This window comes from Ruegeria sp. YS9 (genome assembly GCF_024628725.1).
GTDB classification, from domain to species: domain Bacteria; phylum Pseudomonadota; class Alphaproteobacteria; order Rhodobacterales; family Rhodobacteraceae; genus Ruegeria; species Ruegeria atlantica_C.
Window position 1 is genome coordinate 599322 of sequence record NZ_CP102409.1, and the last position, 17475, is coordinate 616796.

At 59.1% G+C, this 17475-nt stretch carries 11 protein-coding genes; 4 read left to right on the forward strand and 7 right to left on the reverse strand.

Annotation, left to right across the window (positions count from 1 at the left end):
- Positions 1-48 precede the first annotated feature (48 nt).
- The 3 genes from NOR97_RS03180 to NOR97_RS03190 form a co-directional block, all read right to left on the reverse strand.
- Complete coding sequence (locus NOR97_RS03180; protein ID WP_257600187.1) at positions 49-1215, reverse strand: alpha-hydroxy acid oxidase; 1167 nt, start codon at positions 1213-1215, stop codon at positions 49-51.
- Between the two features lie 148 nt (positions 1216-1363).
- On the reverse strand, positions 1364-2155 hold the full coding sequence (gene trpA, locus NOR97_RS03185; RefSeq protein ID WP_170344934.1) for a tryptophan synthase subunit alpha: 792 nt from the start codon (positions 2153-2155) through the stop codon (positions 1364-1366).
- 78 nt (positions 2156-2233) lie between these two features.
- Positions 2234-2722 (reverse strand): acyloxyacyl hydrolase, encoded by a 489-nt coding sequence (locus NOR97_RS03190; protein ID WP_257600188.1) that lies wholly within the window; start codon positions 2720-2722, stop codon positions 2234-2236.
- Between the two features lie 202 nt (positions 2723-2924).
- Here NOR97_RS03190 and ychF point away from each other — a divergent pair, with 202 nt between their 5' ends.
- Complete coding sequence (gene ychF, locus NOR97_RS03195) at positions 2925-4022, forward strand: redox-regulated ATPase YchF (RefSeq protein WP_170344936.1); 1098 nt, start codon at positions 2925-2927, stop codon at positions 4020-4022.
- A gap of 78 nt (positions 4023-4100) precedes the next feature.
- On the opposite strand, the gene NOR97_RS21185 is transcribed toward ychF, so the two are convergent.
- Complete coding sequence (locus NOR97_RS21185; protein WP_374041595.1) at positions 4101-4493, reverse strand: GFA family protein; 393 nt, start codon at positions 4491-4493, stop codon at positions 4101-4103.
- A gap of 214 nt (positions 4494-4707) precedes the next feature.
- On the opposite strand from NOR97_RS21185, the gene NOR97_RS03200 reads away from it, so the two are divergent.
- The 3 genes from NOR97_RS03200 (at position 4708) to fdhF (ending at position 10175) form a co-directional block, all read left to right on the forward strand.
- Positions 4708-5589 (forward strand): LysR family transcriptional regulator, encoded by an 882-nt coding sequence (locus NOR97_RS03200; protein WP_257600189.1) that lies wholly within the window; start codon positions 4708-4710, stop codon positions 5587-5589.
- A gap of 85 nt (positions 5590-5674) precedes the next feature.
- The gene (locus tag NOR97_RS03205) at positions 5675-7378 is read left to right on the forward strand and encodes an NAD(P)H-dependent oxidoreductase subunit E (protein ID WP_257600190.1); all 1704 of its coding nucleotides are present in this window, start codon (positions 5675-5677) and stop codon (positions 7376-7378) included.
- 13 nt (positions 7379-7391) lie between these two features.
- Positions 7392-10175 carry a formate dehydrogenase subunit alpha gene (gene fdhF / locus NOR97_RS03210; protein WP_171636784.1) on the forward strand — a complete coding sequence of 928 codons (2784 nt, stop codon included), beginning with the start codon at positions 7392-7394 and terminating at the stop codon, positions 10173-10175.
- Positions 10176-10444: 269 nt separating this feature from the next.
- Here fdhF and NOR97_RS03215 read toward each other — a convergent pair whose 3' ends face one another.
- The 3 genes from NOR97_RS03215 to NOR97_RS03225 all read right to left on the reverse strand — a co-directional run bounded on the left by NOR97_RS03215 (position 10445) and on the right by NOR97_RS03225 (position 17473).
- A complete protein-coding gene (locus NOR97_RS03215) occupies positions 10445-14533 on the reverse strand; it encodes a translocation/assembly module TamB domain-containing protein (RefSeq protein WP_257600191.1) in 4089 nt (1362 codons plus the stop codon).
- A complete protein-coding gene (locus tag NOR97_RS03220; protein WP_374041615.1) occupies positions 14530-16293 on the reverse strand; it encodes an autotransporter assembly complex family protein in 1764 nt (587 codons plus the stop codon). Before NOR97_RS03220 ends, NOR97_RS03215 begins: the two co-directional genes overlap by 4 nt.
- A gap of 193 nt (positions 16294-16486) precedes the next feature.
- Positions 16487-17473 (reverse strand): type I glyceraldehyde-3-phosphate dehydrogenase, encoded by a 987-nt coding sequence (locus NOR97_RS03225; RefSeq protein WP_170344941.1) that lies wholly within the window; start codon positions 17471-17473, stop codon positions 16487-16489.
- Positions 17474-17475 lie beyond the last annotated feature (2 nt).

Genomic DNA, 17475 nt, shown 5'->3' on the forward strand with positions numbered 1-17475 from the left:
GGCGCCCGGAACGGGCGGCGGGGGCAGAGCCCCAAAACTCCCGCGGAATCAACCTTGCCAACGACCACCGAAATCTTCAGGTACCAGAAGACTGTGCGCCCCCAGCGCGCCGACGGTTTTTTCACCGCACAGCGCCATTGTTGTGTCGAGTTCCTTCTGGATCACTTCCAGCGCGGTGGTGACGCCTTTCTGGCCCATGGCGCCCAGCCCATAAACAAATGCGCGGCCGATATACGTCCCCCTGGCCCCCAGCGCCAACGCTTTGAGCACGTCCTGGCCCGAGCGGATACCACTGTCCAGATGCACTTCGACATCATCGCCAACAGCGTCCATGATCTCGGGCAATACCCGGATCGAGCTGAGCGCGCCGTCCAGCTGACGTCCGCCATGGTTCGACACGACAATGGCATCGGCCCCAAGCTTGGCCGCCATTTTGGCATCTTCCGCGTCGAGTATCCCCTTCAGGATCACCTTTCCGCCCCACTGTTCCATCAGTTTTTCGACTTTGCTCCAGTCGAGGGTGGGGTCGAACTGTTCAGCGGTCCAGGCCCCCAGTGAAGACGCGTCCGAGATACCTTGCACATGTCCCACGATGTTGCCGAACTCGCGCCGCTTGGCCCCCAGCATTTCAATGCCCCAGGCCCATTTGGTCATCAGGTTCGCGATGGTCTTTGCGGTCAGCTTGGGTGGTGCGGACAGGCCGTTCTTCAGGTCTTTGTGCCGTTGGCCCAGAATCTGCAGATCCAGAGTGATCACCAGCGCCGAACACTTGGCGTCTTTGGCCCGCTGGATCAGACGGCTGACATAGTCAGCGTCTTTCATCGTATAGAGCTGGAACCAGAATGGTTTTTCGGTGTGCTCGGCCACGTCTTCGATCGAGTTGATCGACATGGTTGAAAGGGTGAAGGGTACTCCAAACTCTTCGGCAGCTTTTGCAGCCTTCATCTCTCCGTCCGCATGCTGCATCCCCGTCAAACCAACCGGGGCCAGCGCAACCGGCATCGAGACCTGCTGCCCAATCATTTCCGAGGCAGTCGAACGTCCGGACATGTCAACGGCAACCCGCTGGCGCAGGCGAATCTTTTCAAAGTCGGAACTGTTTTCGCGGAATGTCTGTTCCGTCCAGCTGCCGCTTTCAGCGTAATCATAGAACATCCGCGGCACGCGACGCTCGTAAATGCGCTTGAGGTCTTCAATATTGGTTATCACAGGCATGACTCAGACCTCCGAACTTACTGGTTCGTTTTCCTTACCAATGCATGTCAAAGGCTGCAATGATCTGGCCTTGTGTCGGGCGGTCAAAAAAAGCCTGCCCCAGAACATTCTGCGGCAGGCTTTCGAGCGTGTTGTTTTAACCGCCGGATCAGGCGCTGTGGGCGCCATCCGACAGGGACTTTACAAAACCCAGCACTTCGTCGACCGGTTTGCCTGCACCGATCTGGCTGACGATTGCCGATCCGACTACGGCACCATCTGCCACAGACGCGATATTGCGGGACTTCTCGGGTGTGTTGATGCCAAAGCCCACGATCACCGGCAGTTCGGTCGCGGCCTTGATGCGGGCAACCTCGGGGGCCACATCCGTTGCCTGCGCCTCGGCCGCACCGGTGATGCCTGTGATCGAGACGTAGTACACGAAGCCCGAGGTGTTTTGCAGAACGCGCGGCAGGCGCTGGTCATCCGTGGTAGGTGTTGCAAGACGAATGAAGTTCAGCCCGGCCGCCTGAGCAGGCAAGCAAAGCTCTTCGTCTTCCTCGGGCGGCAGATCGACGATGATCAGCCCGTCAATACCGGCATCTTTGGCATCGGCCAGAAAGGCCTCAACACCCCGGCTGTAAATCGGGTTGTAGTACCCCATCAGGACAATTGGCGTTGTGTCGTCTGTTTCCCTGAACGCGCGGGCCAGATCCAATGTGCGCTGCAACGTCATCCCGCCATCCAGCGCGCGTTGGCCCGCCGCCTGAATGGTGGGGCCATCCGCCATTGGATCAGTGAAGGGCAAACCCAGTTCGATAATGTCCACACCGGCACCGGGCAGGCCTTTGACCACGTCGAGCGAGGTGTCATAGTCTGGGTCCCCTGCCATCACATAGGCAACAAAAGCCTTCTTTCCTTCGGCTTTCAGGGCGGCAAACTTAGCGTCGATACGGGTCATCGGATGTCCTTGCACTCGGGTTTGGACCCGTGTGCAGAAACTTTGACCGAAAATCAATCCCGCCAACGCAGGAATAGGTCAGAAGCCCAGATGATACCGCAGCAGAACCGCGTTTACACCAGGGTTCTCATCATTGGTGCTGGCGTTGGATTTATGCGTGATCGCAACCGACATTCTGTTGCCGTTGTTCAGGCTGTATCCAAGGCCCAGAAGGCTGCGGATCTGAAAGTCTCCGCCCAGGTCGTTCTTGTCATCGCTAGCGTGATAATAGCCTGGCATGACGCTGCCTTCGACAAACCACCGCTCGTTCAGCGAATACAGGCCGATCAGGCCTGCGCCGACATGTGTATTCCCGCTTTCATCAACCGACAATGCGGCCCCCCAACCCGCGCTGAACCGGGCTGCCTGGTGAAACGGGCTGTGCTGATATTCAAGTGAAATCAGGCCCTGATCCTCGGATGTGTCTTCGGAATAATCAGCATATCCAGCACCAAAAACAACCGTTTGAGCCTGGGCCGCAGCAAATGTGGAGACCGTCAATACGGCCCCAAGAAGGAGCTTTTCCATTATTGTCTTTCTGCCATTTTATTTGGTCGCGCTATGTTAATTGTTTATCCTACCCTTCGTTTTTGAGCACCGACAAGAACACGATTTGAGAACAATTTCGTGATGTGGCCGAAGGGACTCGAACAAAGTAGTCCGGCAATCACTTGCGCATTGATGCGGACCTGCATAGAAGCTGCGTTCGTATTCTATGCAGGAGGCCGTTATGGGCTTTAAGATGGGAATCGTGGGTCTGCCGAACGTGGGCAAGTCGACCCTGTTCAATGCGTTGACCAAAACCGCTGCCGCGCAAGCCGCGAACTTCCCGTTCTGCACGATCGAGCCCAATGTAGGCGATGTGGCCGTACCGGATGAGCGGCTCGACAAGTTAGCCGCAATCGCATCGTCAAAACAGATCATCCCGACGCGCATGACATTCGTGGATATCGCCGGTCTGGTGAAAGGGGCCTCGAAAGGCGAGGGGCTGGGGAACCAGTTTCTGGCAAACATTCGCGAGGTCGATGCCATCGCCCATGTGTTGCGCTGTTTCGAAGATGGCGACGTGACCCATGTAGAAGGCCGCATCGATCCTGTGGCCGACGCCGAGACCATCGAGACCGAGCTGATGCTGGCCGATCTGGAAAGCATCGAAAAGCGCCGTGCCAACCTGGTGCGCAAGCTGAAAGGCAACGACAAAGAGGCACAACAGCAGGACCGCCTGCTTGCCGAAGCGCAAAAGATGCTGGAGAGCGGCAAACCTGCGCGTCTGGTCGAGGTTTCGGACGAGGACACCAAGGCCTGGAAGATGTTGCAGCTGCTGACCACCAAGCCGGTTCTTTATGTCTGCAACGTGTCCGAGGAAGAAGCCGCTGAAGGCAACGAATATTCGGCGAAGGTCGCCGAGATGGCTGCCGCCCAAGGCAACTCTCATGTCATCATCAGCGCCAAGATCGAAGAAGAGATCAGCCTGCTTGAAGCGGACGAGGCGCAGATGTTCCTTGAGGAAATGGGTCTGGAAGAGCCCGGCCTCGACCGTCTGATCCGTGCCGGTTACGACCTGCTCAAGCTGGAAACCTATTTCACGGTCGGTCCGAAAGAAGCCCGCGCCTGGACCATCCGCACCGGCACTGCCGCACCGCAGGCGGCTGGTGTCATTCATGGTGATTTCGAAAAGGGTTTCATCCGCGCCGAGACCATCGCCTATGACGACTTCATCGCCTGCAACGGCGAGCAAGGGGCGAAAGAGGCGGGAAAGATGCGGGCCGAAGGAAAAAGCTACATCGTCAAGGATGGCGATGTGATGCATTTCCTGTTCAATACCTGAGATTGCGTCACAACCCGCAATCGCATTGGTGTATCGAGGCCCGCCAACTCAAATCAGGAATTGAACTGTCCTGTGCTTTTACGTCTGTCCGACGACTGAGGTTGCATCCCAGGATTGCGCAGACTCCTGATAGATTGATTTTTCTGGATTGTATTTTCGCGGATCATCCAACGACGATGCGTGAACATAGATACGATCATTCATAAGACTGCTGCGCCTTGTAAGCTGCGCTCCACAGTTCGGGCAGAAGCCGCTGAACGTTGGTTTGCCCGACCCGCCCAGCATTTCGTAAGTTTTGCAAGCATTGCTTACTTCAAAAGAGCCAAGGACCAGTGGCATCATCTCTGAATGCCCCGAACCTGTGAGTTGCTGGCAGTCGCGACAGTGACAACGAAACATTGGCACATTCAGTCGGGTGCCTGCATAGCGAACCAGACCACATTTGCACCCACCTGTTATTCGTTCCGTCATCCTGAACCTCCGCCTCTGGAAGTTAAGACAATTTCCGGGTTTTGTCAGCTTTGTTTCGCTTGGTTGAGGCCATCATGCGTTTAACTGTTCCTGCATGGCAAATGACTTGAGTTCGGGAATCACAAGTCGCAGCCGGTGCAAAATTTGTGCTCTTTTCTCCTCCGTCGAATATCCGATACTCTGACGAACGACCTGCCAACAGGAACGCCCTGAGATGATCGAAATTCGCGACCTGCAATTGCTCAGTGCCTTGGCACGGCATCGGCATTTTGCCAAGGCGGCAGAGGAATGCGGGATTTCGCAGCCCGCCTTTTCCATGCGCATACGCAACCTCGAGGATCGGCTGGGCGTGTCCATCGTCCGTCGGGCCAACCGGTTTCAGGGCCTGACAGAAGAGGGCGAGATGATCGTCCAGCGGGCGCGGCGCATCCTCGACGACACCAAGGCGCTCGAGCAGCAGGTGCTGGCCACCAGAGGCGAGATCACCGGCACGTTGATTTTGGGCGTGATTCCGACGGCCATCGCCTTTACCGGGCGCCTCACCAAACGCTTTCGACAAGCGCATCCGCGCATCGTTACGCGCATCGAAACCATGTCTGCCACCGCCATTCAACACCGGCTGGATGAAGGTAGCCTGGATGCCGGGATAACATATGGCGACAGCATCGGGACCGACCTGCGACAGGTGCAACCTTTGTACGAGGAAACCTATGTTTTGTTGGTTCCGTCGCATATGACGGACGAATCCGGTCCGATACCTTGGGCGCGCGTGGCCGAATTCCCGCTAAGTCTGCTCGAGCCCCAGATGCAGAACCGGCGTATTCTGGATCATGTATTCGAAGATCAGGGTTTGTACCCGGACGTGGTTGCCGAAACCAGCGGATTTACCGCTTCGATGGTGATGGCACGCGAGGGGCTGGCCGCCACGGTTGTGCCCCGTGTCCTTGTGCGGGCATTGGGCGAGTTGAAAGGGACAAAGGTGCTGCCGCTGATCGAGCCCATTGTCAGCAAACCGATTTGTCTGGCGACACGAAGCCGCGATCCAGAACTGCCAACGGTGCAGGCGCTGCGCGCTGTGGTGACGTCTTTACGGTGATAAGATGTCGTTATCGTGTGATTGCAAAAAGCGATTTGACGATATGCTAGCCTGATGAGACACGGGGCCTGAATCGGAGGGCATCATGGCACCATTAGACACCAAGCCATCAGGCGCACCCAAGGGCGTCTGGAAGTCAGGTAAAGGCAAGGGGCGGCACACGCCCAAAGGTCGTCAGTTCACGGATGAGGCGCAGGCTGAAATTGCAAGCTTGCTGGGCGACCGCCCACGCCGCCGCGACCTGCTGATCGAGTATTTGCACCTGATTCAGGACACGCACGGTCATATCAGCGCCGACCATATCGCCGCGCTGGCCGTCGAGATGCGGATCGGGCAGGCCGAGATCTACGAGACCGCGACTTTCTATGCCCATTTCGACGTGGTGAAAGAAGGTGAAACACCGCCGCCCGCGCTGACCATTCGAGTCTGTGATTCCCTGTCCTGCGAAATGGCCGGCGCGCAACAGCTGAAAAAAGCGCTGGAGGATGGGCTGGACCCGTCCGAAGTGCGCGTTCTGCGCGCGCCCTGCATGGGGCGCTGCGACACCGCGCCGGTGCTGGAAATCGGTCACAACCATATCGACCACGCGACCCTCGAAAAGGTGCAGGCCGCGATTGCTGCGGATGACACCCATGCCCATTTGCCTGATTACGAGACCTTCTCGGCCTATGTCGAGAATGGCGGTTACGCCAAGCTGAATGAATTGCGCGAGGGCGGCGATTGGGAAGAGGTTCAGGAACAGGTTCTGGCCTCGGGCCTGCGCGGTTTGGGTGGCGCAGGTTTCCCGTCGGGCAAGAAATGGGGCTTTGTCCGCATGAATGACGGCCCGCGTTACCTGGCCGTGAACGGGGACGAGGGCGAACCCGGCACGTTCAAGGACCGCTATTACCTGGAACGCACCCCGCATGTCTTCCTTGAAGGCATGTTGATCGCCGCCTGGGCGGTCGAGGCCGAGACCTGCTTTATCTACATGCGTGACGAATACCCTGCGGTTCTGGAAATTCTGCGCCGCGAGATCGCCGCGCTGGAAGATGCCGGAATTGTTGAGCCTGGCTATATCGACCTGCGCCGTGGTGCAGGCGCCTATATCTGCGGTGAAGAATCCGCGATGATCGAGTCGATCGAGGGCAAGAAGGGCCTGCCGCGTCACCGCCCGCCTTTCGTGGCACAGGTCGGCGTATTCGGCCGGCCGACGCTGGTGCACAATGTCGAGACGCTCTACTGGGTATCCAAGATTTGCCGGGAAGGCCCGGAAATCCTCAATTCTGTTGAAAAGAATGGTCGCAAGGGGCTTCGCAGTTATTCGGTCTCGGGCCGGGTGGCGAAACCCGGCGTCTACCTGCTGCCGGCAGGGTCGACCATTCTTGACGTGATTGATGCAGCCGGAGGCATGGCCGAAGGTCATGTGTTCAAGGCGTATCAACCGGGCGGGCCGTCGTCAGGTCTTCTCCCCTCCAGCATCGACGACGTCCCGCTCGATTTTGACACTCTACAGCCGCTGGGCACGTTTATCGGGTCTGCTGCGGTTGTGGTTCTGTCCGATCAGGACACCGCCCGCGATGCGGCGCTGAACATGCTGCGGTTCTTCGAGGACGAAAGCTGTGGCCAATGCACCCCCTGCCGGGCGGGCTGCGAAAAGGCGGTGAAGCTGATGCAGGCCGACACGTGGGACACAGACCTGCTGGAAGATCTGTGCCAGGTGATGGGCGATGCCTCGATCTGCGGCCTGGGGCAGGCGGCCCCGAACCCGATCCGCCTGGTCATGAAACATTTCGCCAATGAGATCTGAGGGAGACAGAGCCATGCTTGATGCAAGCCCAAACAAAACCGTCACCTTCAACCTGAACGGCGATGACGTCACCGTGCCCGAAGGGACCACCATCTGGGAAGCGGCCAATGGCCGTGGGCTGGTGATACCGCATCTGTGTCACAAACCGGCGCCGGGTTACAAACCCGATGGCAACTGCCGCGCCTGTATGGTCGAGGTGGAAGGCGAGCGCACGCTGGTCGCCTCGTGCATCCGCCCGGCTGCTGACGGGATGGTGGTCAAGACCGACAGTGACCGCGCCGAGAAATCGCGCGCCATGGTCATGGAACTGTTGGTGGCCGACCAGCCCGAGGTGGCGCATGACAAATCGAGCCACTTCTGGGACATGGCCAAGCTGAACGATGTCAGCGACAGCCGTTTTCCGGCGAAAGAGCCCGAGAAGATTCCGCTGCTGGATGACAGCCATGTGGCAATGCGGGTCAATCTGGATGCCTGCATCAACTGCAACCTCTGTGTCCGCGCCTGTCGCGACGTGCAGGTGAATGACGTGATCGGCATGGCTGGTCGCGGGCATACCGCTCAGGTGGTGTTCGACCAGAACGACCCGATGGGCGATTCAACCTGTGTCGCTTGTGGTGAATGTGTTCAGGCCTGCCCGACCGGCGCCCTGATGCCTGCAACCGTGCTGGACGACCAACAGCAGGGCGACAGCAAAGATTACGACTCTGAGACCGAAAGCGTCTGCCCGTTCTGCGGAGTGGGCTGCAAGGTTTCGCTGAAGGTCAAGGACGGCAAGGTCAAGTATGTCGAGGGTATCAACGGCCCGGCAAACGAAGGCCGTCTGTGCGTCAAGGGCCGGTTCGGGTTCGACTATATCCACCACCCGCATCGTCTGACCAAGCCGTTGATCCGGCGCGAGGACGCGCCCGAGAAGGGGCTGAACGTCGATCCCGGCAACCTGTCGACCCATTTCCGCGAAGCATCATGGGAAGAGGCGATGGATCTGGCCGCAACCAGGCTGAAAGCCCTGCGCGACGAAGACCCGCGCAGCGTTGCGGGCTTTGGTTCAGCCAAATGCACCAACGAAGAGGCCTATCTGTTCCAGAAGTTCATCCGTCAGGGTTTCAAGCACAACAATGTCGACCACTGCACGCGGCTGTGCCACGCGTCGTCTGTTGCCGCTCTGATCGAGAATGTCGGCTCGGGTGCCGTGACCGCGACGTTCAATGAGGTCGAAAATTCGGACGTGGTTATCATCATCGGCGCCAACCCGATTGAAAACCATCCCGTCGCGGCGACCTATTTCAAACAGTTCGCCAAGCGCGGCGGCAAGCTGATCGTGATGGACCCGCGCGGCGTTGGTATGCGCAAGTTTGCCGACGAAATGCTGCAATTCCGGCCCGGTGCCGATGTCTCGATGCTGAACGCAATCATGAACGTGATCGTCGAGGAAGAGCTGTATGACAGCCAGTACATCCACCGCTGGACCGAGAACTGGGAGGCCGAGAAAGAGCACCTGCGCCAGTTCACGCCCGAGGCGATGGCACCGATCTGCGGCATCGAACCGGATCAGCTGCGCCGCGTTGCGCGCACCTTTGCGCAGGCCAAGGCCGGTCTGATCTTCTGGGGCATGGGCGTCAGCCAGCATATCCACGGCACCGACAATTCGCGCTGCCTGATCAGCCTTGCCCTGATGACGGGCAATGTGGGCAAGCCGGGCGCGGGTCTGCACCCGCTGCGGGGGCAGAACAACGTGCAGGGCGCGTCGGACGCAGGTCTGATCCCGATGTTCCTGCCGGACTACAAGACTGTTACCGATGACAGTATTCGCGCGCAGTTCACCAGTGTCTGGAACTCGGACGACTTCTCGAACGAGAAGGGCCTGACCGTCACCGAGATCATCGACCAAGCCTATGCGGGCAACATCAAGGGCATGTACATTCAGGGTGAAAACCCGGCCATGTCCGATCCGGATGTTGGCCACGCACGTGAGGCGCTGGCCAAGCTGGACCTGATGATCGTGCAGGACATCTTCCTGACCGAAACCGCGAACTATGCGGACATCATCCTGCCGGCCTCGGCGCTGTATGAAAAGAACGGCACGGTGTCGAACACCAACCGTCAGGTTCAGCGTGTCCGTCCGGCCGTGGCTCCTCCGGGTGAGGCACGCGAGGATTGGAAGATCACAGTCGAACTGGCACAACGGATCGGTCTGAACTGGGATTATCCCGATGTGTCTGAGGTCTTTGCCGAGATGAAACTGACCATGGAGTCGCTGGACAATATCACCTGGGAACGGCTGGAAACCGAGACGATCACCTATCCGTCGCTCAGCGAAACCGATCCCGGCCAGTCAATCGTGTTCGGTGATGGTTTCCCCCGCGCGGGCGGCAAAGCAAGGTTCACACCGGCCAGCGTCATCCCGCCCGATGAGGCGCCCGATGACGAGTACCCGATGATTGCCACCACCGGCCGTCAGCTGGAACATTGGCATACCGGTTCAATGACCCGCCGGGCAACGGTTCTTGACGCGGTCGAGCCCGAGGCCAACTGCTCGATGAACCCGCGCACTCTGAAGCTGATGGGAATTGATCCGGGCGAAATGATCCGCCTGACCACGCGTCGCGGTTCGATTGAAATCATGGTGCGCGCTGACCGGGCCATTGCCGAAGACATGGTGTTCATTCCGTTTGCCTATGTCGAAGCGGCGGCGAACATCCTGACGAACTCGGCCATCGACCCTTACGGCAAGATCCCCGAGTTCAAATTCTCGGCCATTCGTGTCGAAAAGATCGAGGATGCGATGGCAGCGGAATAAGATCGCGGCCAGACTGAATGAAGGCGGCCTCTGGCAGGGGGCCGCTTTTTTCTTTGCCGCGCCGTCGTTCAAACGATTGCCCCATCTGACTTGCCCCGGCAATTCGTTGGGTTTTCAATTGGCCGCAGCACCACGCAAGTTTCAGCACTGGCGATGGCATCGCGACCACCAACGAAATCGGAACCAGGCGTCCATTTGGCAATTTGAACACCCGTCACCGGATCGTGCGAAACAAACGGATGGCTCACCTCGGCTTTTTTGACGGTTGGTCAATAGTCACGCTCGAAGAACACACCCACGCCGGTTTCTCCTCGGCCATCGACCGTACCGCGCACCGTGAAATTGTCCGTGACATCAAGGTTCAGGTTCACTTCGGTGTCACCTTCGGTGTTCACGGTGAAGTCTGTATAAAGGTTTTCACCCAGATACGCGCCTGCGCCCAAACGGCCCGCGCCGCTTTCCGTAGCACCTATGTCAACCGTATCCACTCCGGTGGAGTCCCGCAGGCCTTTGGTTGCATCACCTCCCGCACCGCTGAGCTGCGCCAGCGATGCCGCCATCTGCGCGATCAGGAACGGCGAGATTTCCGAAAACCGGTTCCCGAACAACAACATCGCCAGCGCTTCTTCAGCCGGACGTTCAGGGTCGGAAAACACATTGACCTCAGGTGAATCCAGCGGACCAGCAATTTCGATTGTCGCCGTGCCGTCAGACGTGCTGGCTGAAGACTCGAACTCGATATACGGGGTCAGGTCGCCCTGCAACGTGACGATCCCCTTGGTCAGCGCCAATCTGCGGCCCAGGATGTCGAAATTGCCCCGGATCAGTTCGATCTGACCGGACGGAACAACAGATGCTGTGGTGCCGCCGATGAGAATCCGACCGCCCAGTTCTGCATTCACGCCTCGCCCTCTGACAAAAACCGCCTTGGGTGCAAGCAGGCTGATATCCAGCGCAATACGTGATGCGCTTTTCTCGGATCCTTCGGTCACGACCAATCCGGCACGCTCTCGCGTGACGAAACCGGCACGACTTTCGTTGATGTGCTGGATGTCCGGGATAGGTGCCGCGCCCACGGCGCCGGACGCGGCTGCAAGGTTGATGTTGGTTTCGTCAAACGTGATCTGACCGGCCAAAGAACTGTCTCCGGCCAACGCCCCGGTCATGGCAATCTGACCGTTCAGGGTGGTTTCATACAGCAACCGATCCGTCAGCACGAGGTTGTTCAGAGTGGTGGTGATCTGGGCGTTGAACGGAGGGGTCAGGTCAACAGGTCCGTCGACGGTAAAGTTGCCGCCCGCCCGAACCCCGCCATTCAGTGTGATGGTTGCGCGGCTTTGCGCCAGATCCACCTGACCACTGATCCCGGTAATGGTCTGGCCAGCACCCGGAACGGCAAGAGATGTGCCCGAAGTGGTGATCGATCCGCTCAGCGACGCCAGCGCCGGAGCACCTTTGAGTGCCAGATCGAAGCGCGCCGACCCGTCGATCTTGTTTGGTGTGATGAAGACATTCGCGATTCCAAGGTTTATGCCGCCCTGAGCCGTCAGATCCGCCTGACCGCGGGTTTCATCAAAGGTGCCGGCCAAGGTGGTGTCTATGTCGGCGGGCCCTTGCACCTTGGCGTCGATCGTCCAGACTCCATTGTCGCGCTGGGCCGTCCCTGTTGCTGCAACGGTGCCGGGAAACTCTGGAACAAACCGCTCGATCTGGTTCAGTTTGGCGTCAAAGTCGACGTCGGCAGACCCATCCCGCTCAACCGTTCCCTGAAGGCTGGCGTATGAGCTGTCAGGTCCGTCCAGGCGGGCAGTGCCTTCCAGCCCAGAACTGGTCGGAGCGACGTTCCCGCTCAGGTTAAGCGGGCCGGACAAGGTTTGCGACAGACGAGCAAGGTCATCCAGTTTGGCGGAAAAGTCCAAGCCGCCAGCGTTTCGGTCCAACTTGCCTGATGCGTTTGCCGACAGGGCGGTTCCAATCAGTTGGAACGTGCGGATGTTCAGGCCTTCGTCGTTGTTCACCGCGTCCACGGTCAGGTTCGTTCGCCCCTGGATCAGGTCGTCAACGGCGTCGATCCCGGTTTTGATATCGTCCGCAGCCAAATTGCCTTTTACGTCGAACGCCTTGCTGCCGACCGCGCCCTGGCCGGCAACATCGGCCCGGATCGCCCCAGCCAGATCGCGTTTGGCAAGGTTTGAAAACGGTGACAGGTCCGGGATGTTCAGATTGGCCTGCCCGTCAATAGCCAAAGCATTCTTTGGATCGTCTATGGTGGCAGAGACCTTGGCGGTCAGGGCAGAACCGTTCACCGTCGCGTCGCGGATCACAATCCGTTCCTGGTTCAGCGCACCGTCGAACGTAATCTCGTTGCGACCGACCAACAGCGGGTCGATCTCGGCCAGACCGGTCTTGATATCCCGGCCCGATACGCTGGCCGTGCCGTCAAACTCCAGCGTCTGAACGGTTCCTTTTCCGTTCAGTTTTGCTTGCACTGCGCCTCCGAGTTCGCGTTGGGCAAGGCCGGAAAACACGGACAGGTCCCGGGAATTGACCGTCGCCTGACCATCGATCGTCACGTTGCCATCAGGGGTCGTTACCGTGCCGTCGGCCTGGGCGCGCATGGTATCTCCGATCAGGGTGAAATCTCGGATGGTTACGCCATCTGCGCCGCGCCTGGCGTCGAGCGTTATCGTTGTATTGCCCTTGATCACCGGATCGATGTCATCACGCCCGGTCGAGAGGTCGGTTCCTTCGACCTCCAGCTTGCCGTCGAAACTGCCTTCCAGTGGCGAGCCCCGACCGGTCACCTTGGCCGAGACCTCGCCTCCCAACTCCAGTTGCGCCAGTTCCGAAAACCGGGACAGATCCGTGGCTTTCAAAGTGGCGGTGCCGTCGACGGCCAAGCCGGTGGACAGGCCGCTGACCAATGCGTCGACGCCCAATTCGTAGTCCGAACCGACCAGTTCGAGACCGGTCAGGTTCAGGGATTGGTCACTGCCATATTCGAAAGTGCCATCCAGAGTGACGAGGTCGCCTATTGCTGCATTCAGGGCCTCGTCCGCCAGACTAATACCGTCCAACGCGGCCTGCAGGTTGCCATTGATTTTTAGCGCTGCGCCCTGTTCCAGGGTCCCGTGAGCAGTAATTTGCGCGCGCTCCAAATCAACCTGCTCGGCCTGCACGGCGTTTGCAGTCAGACTCAAGTCCCAATGATTGCCGTTTTTTTCGTCGTACAGCGCCGAAATCTGTGCTGCTCCAACGGACGTGTCACCGCCCGAGGCTGGAAGAGTTACCCTTTCACCCTCCGGTGGCGTTATGCGTCCTTGCAGGGCCGCGAGTTGCAATCGCCCACCTGCCGCCAATTGTAGCTGGCCTTTCAGGTTCAGTGCTTGTGACGAGATCTCAAGCTCGTCAATTTCCAGCGCACCCTCAGGTTGGGTTCGCCCATCCACATAGAGCTGTGTTTTGGCACCGAAAAACGTATCCATTTCTTCGGCGACAAAAGGTGTCAAATCACCACCGAGATCGGCAGTAAACGCAATGCCATCTTCTGCGCTGGCCGCGGCAGTCGGGGCCGAGCGTAACCGAACCTGCCCTGTCACCCGAGGCTGACCATCGCTGCTGAGGCCGATATCTGCGGTGAAGTCGGTCACCGGTCCGGACCCTTTCGCGGTCAACCCAATCGGTGGACTGTCCGGAATTTTCAGAGTGGCCGAGATCAGGCCGCCCGCTGCCTCTGTCACCTGAAGGTCAAGATCGATCTGGCTGGTTGAATTCTGGAAGCCCGCTGCCAGCTTGATTTCATCGCCCGCCCGGTCCAGCCGGGTGATATCCAGATCGGTGTCCAGCGTCCCGTCGGCAAGTGACAGGTTGCCATTGACCGCCAGTTCTGCGGCTACTCCGATCAGAGGCTCGCCCAAAGCCAGCTCGTCGACACGAATTTCACCGATTTCGATAGCAACGGGCAGTTCAGGCAGTTGGAAACCTTTTGCCTCTGCGGTTGGCGGCGGCGTATCTTTGGTGGTGGTGCCCGGCGCGCGGGCGACGTCGATCTCTTGTGCAGTCAAGGCATTGACCGAGAACCGCCCACGGATCAAAGCCAGCCGGTTCCAGTCAAGTTCGGCATCCTTTATGGTCAGCCAGACCCCTTCGTCATCGGCAACCGTGATCTCTGCAATCGTGGCACGTGAACTCAGCGCACCTTGCAGGCCTTTGACGGTGACGTTCTGATCGTCGCCCGACAGTGTATCCTGTAGGAACCGCTCGATCATGCTACCGCCTTGGTCCTCCTGCGGATGTCCGGCCACAGGCACGACCGCCAGCGCGCCGATCAGCAGAGGGTATGAAAGGTACCGTCTCAAAATGCCTGTCCGATCCCGATGTAGAACTGTAGCCCGTCCCCGGTGGGGCCGCTGACAGGATAGGCCAGATCAAGACGCAGGGGGCCAAACCCGCCCAGATCATATCTTACGCCGATACCGGCGCCCGAGTGGTCTTCCGCGCCGCTGCCGACAAAGGAAGACGTATCGACGACACCGTAGTCATAAAACCCGACCAGCGACAGGCTGTCGGTAACCTTGCCTCGGATCTCACCGGACAAGCCAATAAATGACTTGCCGCCTGCGACGCCGGTCCCGACCGGAATGCCGAGGCTTTCATACGGCTGCCCGCGCACGGTTCCCGCGCCACCGGAAAAGAACAGAAAGTCAGGTGTGACACCGTCTGCGGGTGGGCCAATCACGGATCCCAATTGCGCCCGCCCCGCCAGTACAATCCGTCCTCCGGTGCCAAGGCTGGTATAGGCGCGGCCATCGAAAAACAGACGAATTCCAGTGTCGCTGCCGGAAAAGCCGACAAAAGGCATGATCTGGGAATCCAGATAGAAACCGCGCGTGGCGCTGACTTTGCTGTCACGCTCATCCCATTCGGATCGGAACGGCACGATGAAATACCTGAACTTGCGCCCGCTGCCATATGCGTCATCTGCATCCGACCACTGAAATCCGGCCGATGCCTCGGCGTAAAGATTGTCCGAGAACGTTCGGCGCGCACCATAGGCCAGCGACGCCACCGTCACATTGTAGTTTTCCGTGTTGCGGCGTTCCAGCAGGGCGCTCCAGAAGGTGTTGTCATCAGGGCCAAGCCGGTCGGGTTGATCCAGACGCAATCCGATCCGGCCATCAATATCCTCTGCACCGCCAATATTTCGGACCGCCGCTTCGAAGCGCAGACGTTCTGCGCGCCTGAACATGTTGCGATGGGTCCACGTCGCGGTCACATCCACACCATCACGAGAGGCCAGTTCGACACCAAAGGTCAACCGACGTTTGGGCAGGTCTTCGAACGTGGCATCGAAATCCAGTGTGCCATCCGGATTCGGCGTCTCTCGTTCCTGCAACGAGACCACGTTGAACGTGCCGGTCCGGCGCAACCGTGTTCCCACCTTCTGAATTTTCTCGGGCGAATAGACCTCGCCACTGGGGAAGCCGGCGATCTTTTCGATGGATCTGTGGCGCACGTCTGAATTGCCCTTTATGAGCATTTTGCCAAATGTCAGCCTGCGCCCGGGGTCAAGATCGATCTGAGCATCCAGGCGGGCCTGGGCGTGGCGCGCGATGATTGTCTGACCCGCAATTCCGGCTTTTGCGTGACCCGCGTCCCTCCATCCCTGAACACCGGCCGAGGAGGCCTGTTGAATGGCACCGGTCGTCGCCAGTTTCCCTGGGGCAAAGTCCTCGGGCAGTTCCGTTTCAGGGGCCAGGGGCTGAACTGTGGCGGTGCCTAATTTGAAGCGTGGCCCGGTTTCGACGGTAATCGCAGCACGGTTGATTTGTGCAGGCACCGTGAGAGAGCTCAGCTCGGCCGCTTCCTGTCCATCAAGCTTGATGCTGACGACCGGGCTGAAATACCCTTCGTCGTACAGGATTTGCACAATCGTTCGGTAATCCGACAAGGCTCCCGAGAGGATTTCAAGCGGGGTGTCGAGGCCGCGTTCTTCAGCCGTGGTTACCGAGGATGTCTTTTCGAGGCGTTCAACCAGTTCTTTCGATGCGCCGGGGGCGGAAAGTGAGGTTTCCAGCGCCGCCAATGTGGTTGGGGCCAAAGTCACGACTGCGGCCATCAGCCAGCGCCCCAGACGGCATTGCCGCTTGCTCCTTCGCATGAATTGCCCCAACTGTCCCAATTCCAGTTCTCTTGCCCGCGTCATGCACGGTCGTTTGAATTCAGGTTAGAGCATCTGAATGCGGATGGGGAAAGGAATTATGCATGAGACGCGTTTTTTTGGGCCAAATTGTGTTGACGTCACCGCCCGGCTATTCGGCTGCCATAAGGCGGGCCACGTCCAGCATTCGCGCCGAAAACCCCCATTCGTTGTCGTACCAGCCAAAGACCCTGACCTGATTTTCACCCACCATACGGGTCTCGGGCCCGGCAATGACCAGCGATTCAGGGCGGGCCCGCAGGTCGGACGAGACCAGCGGCAAGTCAGTCCAGCCAAGCACAGGCGATGCAGCAACGGCCTGCTTCAGGGCATGATCGAAGGTTTCGGCACTCATGCCGCGCTGCAATGTGACCACAAGGTCCACGGCTGACACACTTGCCGTGGGAACGCGGACAGCCGCGCCCGAAATGCGCCCGGCCAGATGAGGCAGGACGACATCGATCAGGTGCATCGCGCTCGATGTGGTCGGCACCATCGACAGTGCCCCCGCCCGAGAACGGGCCAGGTCGCCGCGCGGGGCATCTACCATTGGCTGGCTGTTGGTATAACAGTGGATGGTGGTCATGTGCCCCGATGCGACGCCGCCGATCTCGTCTATGACCTTGACCAGTGGCACCAATCCGTTGGTGGTGCAGGATGCGTTTGACACAATCCGGGCGCTGCCCAGCTGGTCTTCGTTCGCACCCAGAACGATGGTGACATCAGCGGCGGGGGAGGGGCCCGAGATCAGCACTTTGCCTGCGCCCGCGGTCAACCCGCGACGCGCAACGTCCGAACTGCGGGCGATACCGGTACAATCCAGCATGACGTCAACGCCCGACAGATCAACGCGGGACAGATCGGCGCTGTGGGTCATGGGAATTGAGTGCCCATCCACGATCAGCGCAGCGTCCCCCCCGGACACATCGCCGGGATAGGGGCCGAATGTGCTGTCGTATTTGAACAGGTATGCGCAGGTTTCCAGCGGCGCGATGTCATTGATCAGCACCAACTCGATATCTGCCCCTTCCGGCAGGGCCAGAACCTGCCGCAGGATCGTGCGGCCAATGCGGCCGAATCCGTTAATCGCGAGTTTCATGC

What these genes read in the sequence shown, in the direction of transcription:
- NOR97_RS21185 (WP_374041595.1), bottom strand. Translation starts at nt 4,493, where the DNA reads ATGACGGAACGAATAACAGGTGGGTGCAAATGTGGTCTGGTTCGCTAT.
- fdhF (WP_171636784.1), top strand. Translation starts at nt 7,392, where the DNA reads ATGCTTGATGCAAGCCCAAACAAAACCGTCACCTTCAACCTGAACGGC.
- trpA (WP_170344934.1), bottom strand. Translation starts at nt 2,155, where the DNA reads ATGACCCGTATCGACGCTAAGTTTGCCGCCCTGAAAGCCGAAGGAAAG.
- NOR97_RS03220 (WP_374041615.1), bottom strand. Translation starts at nt 16,293, where the DNA reads ATGGCCGCAGTCGTGACTTTGGCCCCAACCACATTGGCGGCGCTGGAA.
- ychF (WP_170344936.1), top strand. Translation starts at nt 2,925, where the DNA reads ATGGGCTTTAAGATGGGAATCGTGGGTCTGCCGAACGTGGGCAAGTCG.
- NOR97_RS03190 (WP_257600188.1), bottom strand. Translation starts at nt 2,722, where the DNA reads ATGGAAAAGCTCCTTCTTGGGGCCGTATTGACGGTCTCCACATTTGCT.
- NOR97_RS03180 (WP_257600187.1), bottom strand. Translation starts at nt 1,215, where the DNA reads ATGCCTGTGATAACCAATATTGAAGACCTCAAGCGCATTTACGAGCGT.
- NOR97_RS03200 (WP_257600189.1), top strand. Translation starts at nt 4,708, where the DNA reads ATGATCGAAATTCGCGACCTGCAATTGCTCAGTGCCTTGGCACGGCAT.
- NOR97_RS03225 (WP_170344941.1), bottom strand. Translation starts at nt 17,473, where the DNA reads ATGAAACTCGCGATTAACGGATTCGGCCGCATTGGCCGCACGATCCTG.
- NOR97_RS03205 (WP_257600190.1), top strand. Translation starts at nt 5,675, where the DNA reads ATGGCACCATTAGACACCAAGCCATCAGGCGCACCCAAGGGCGTCTGG.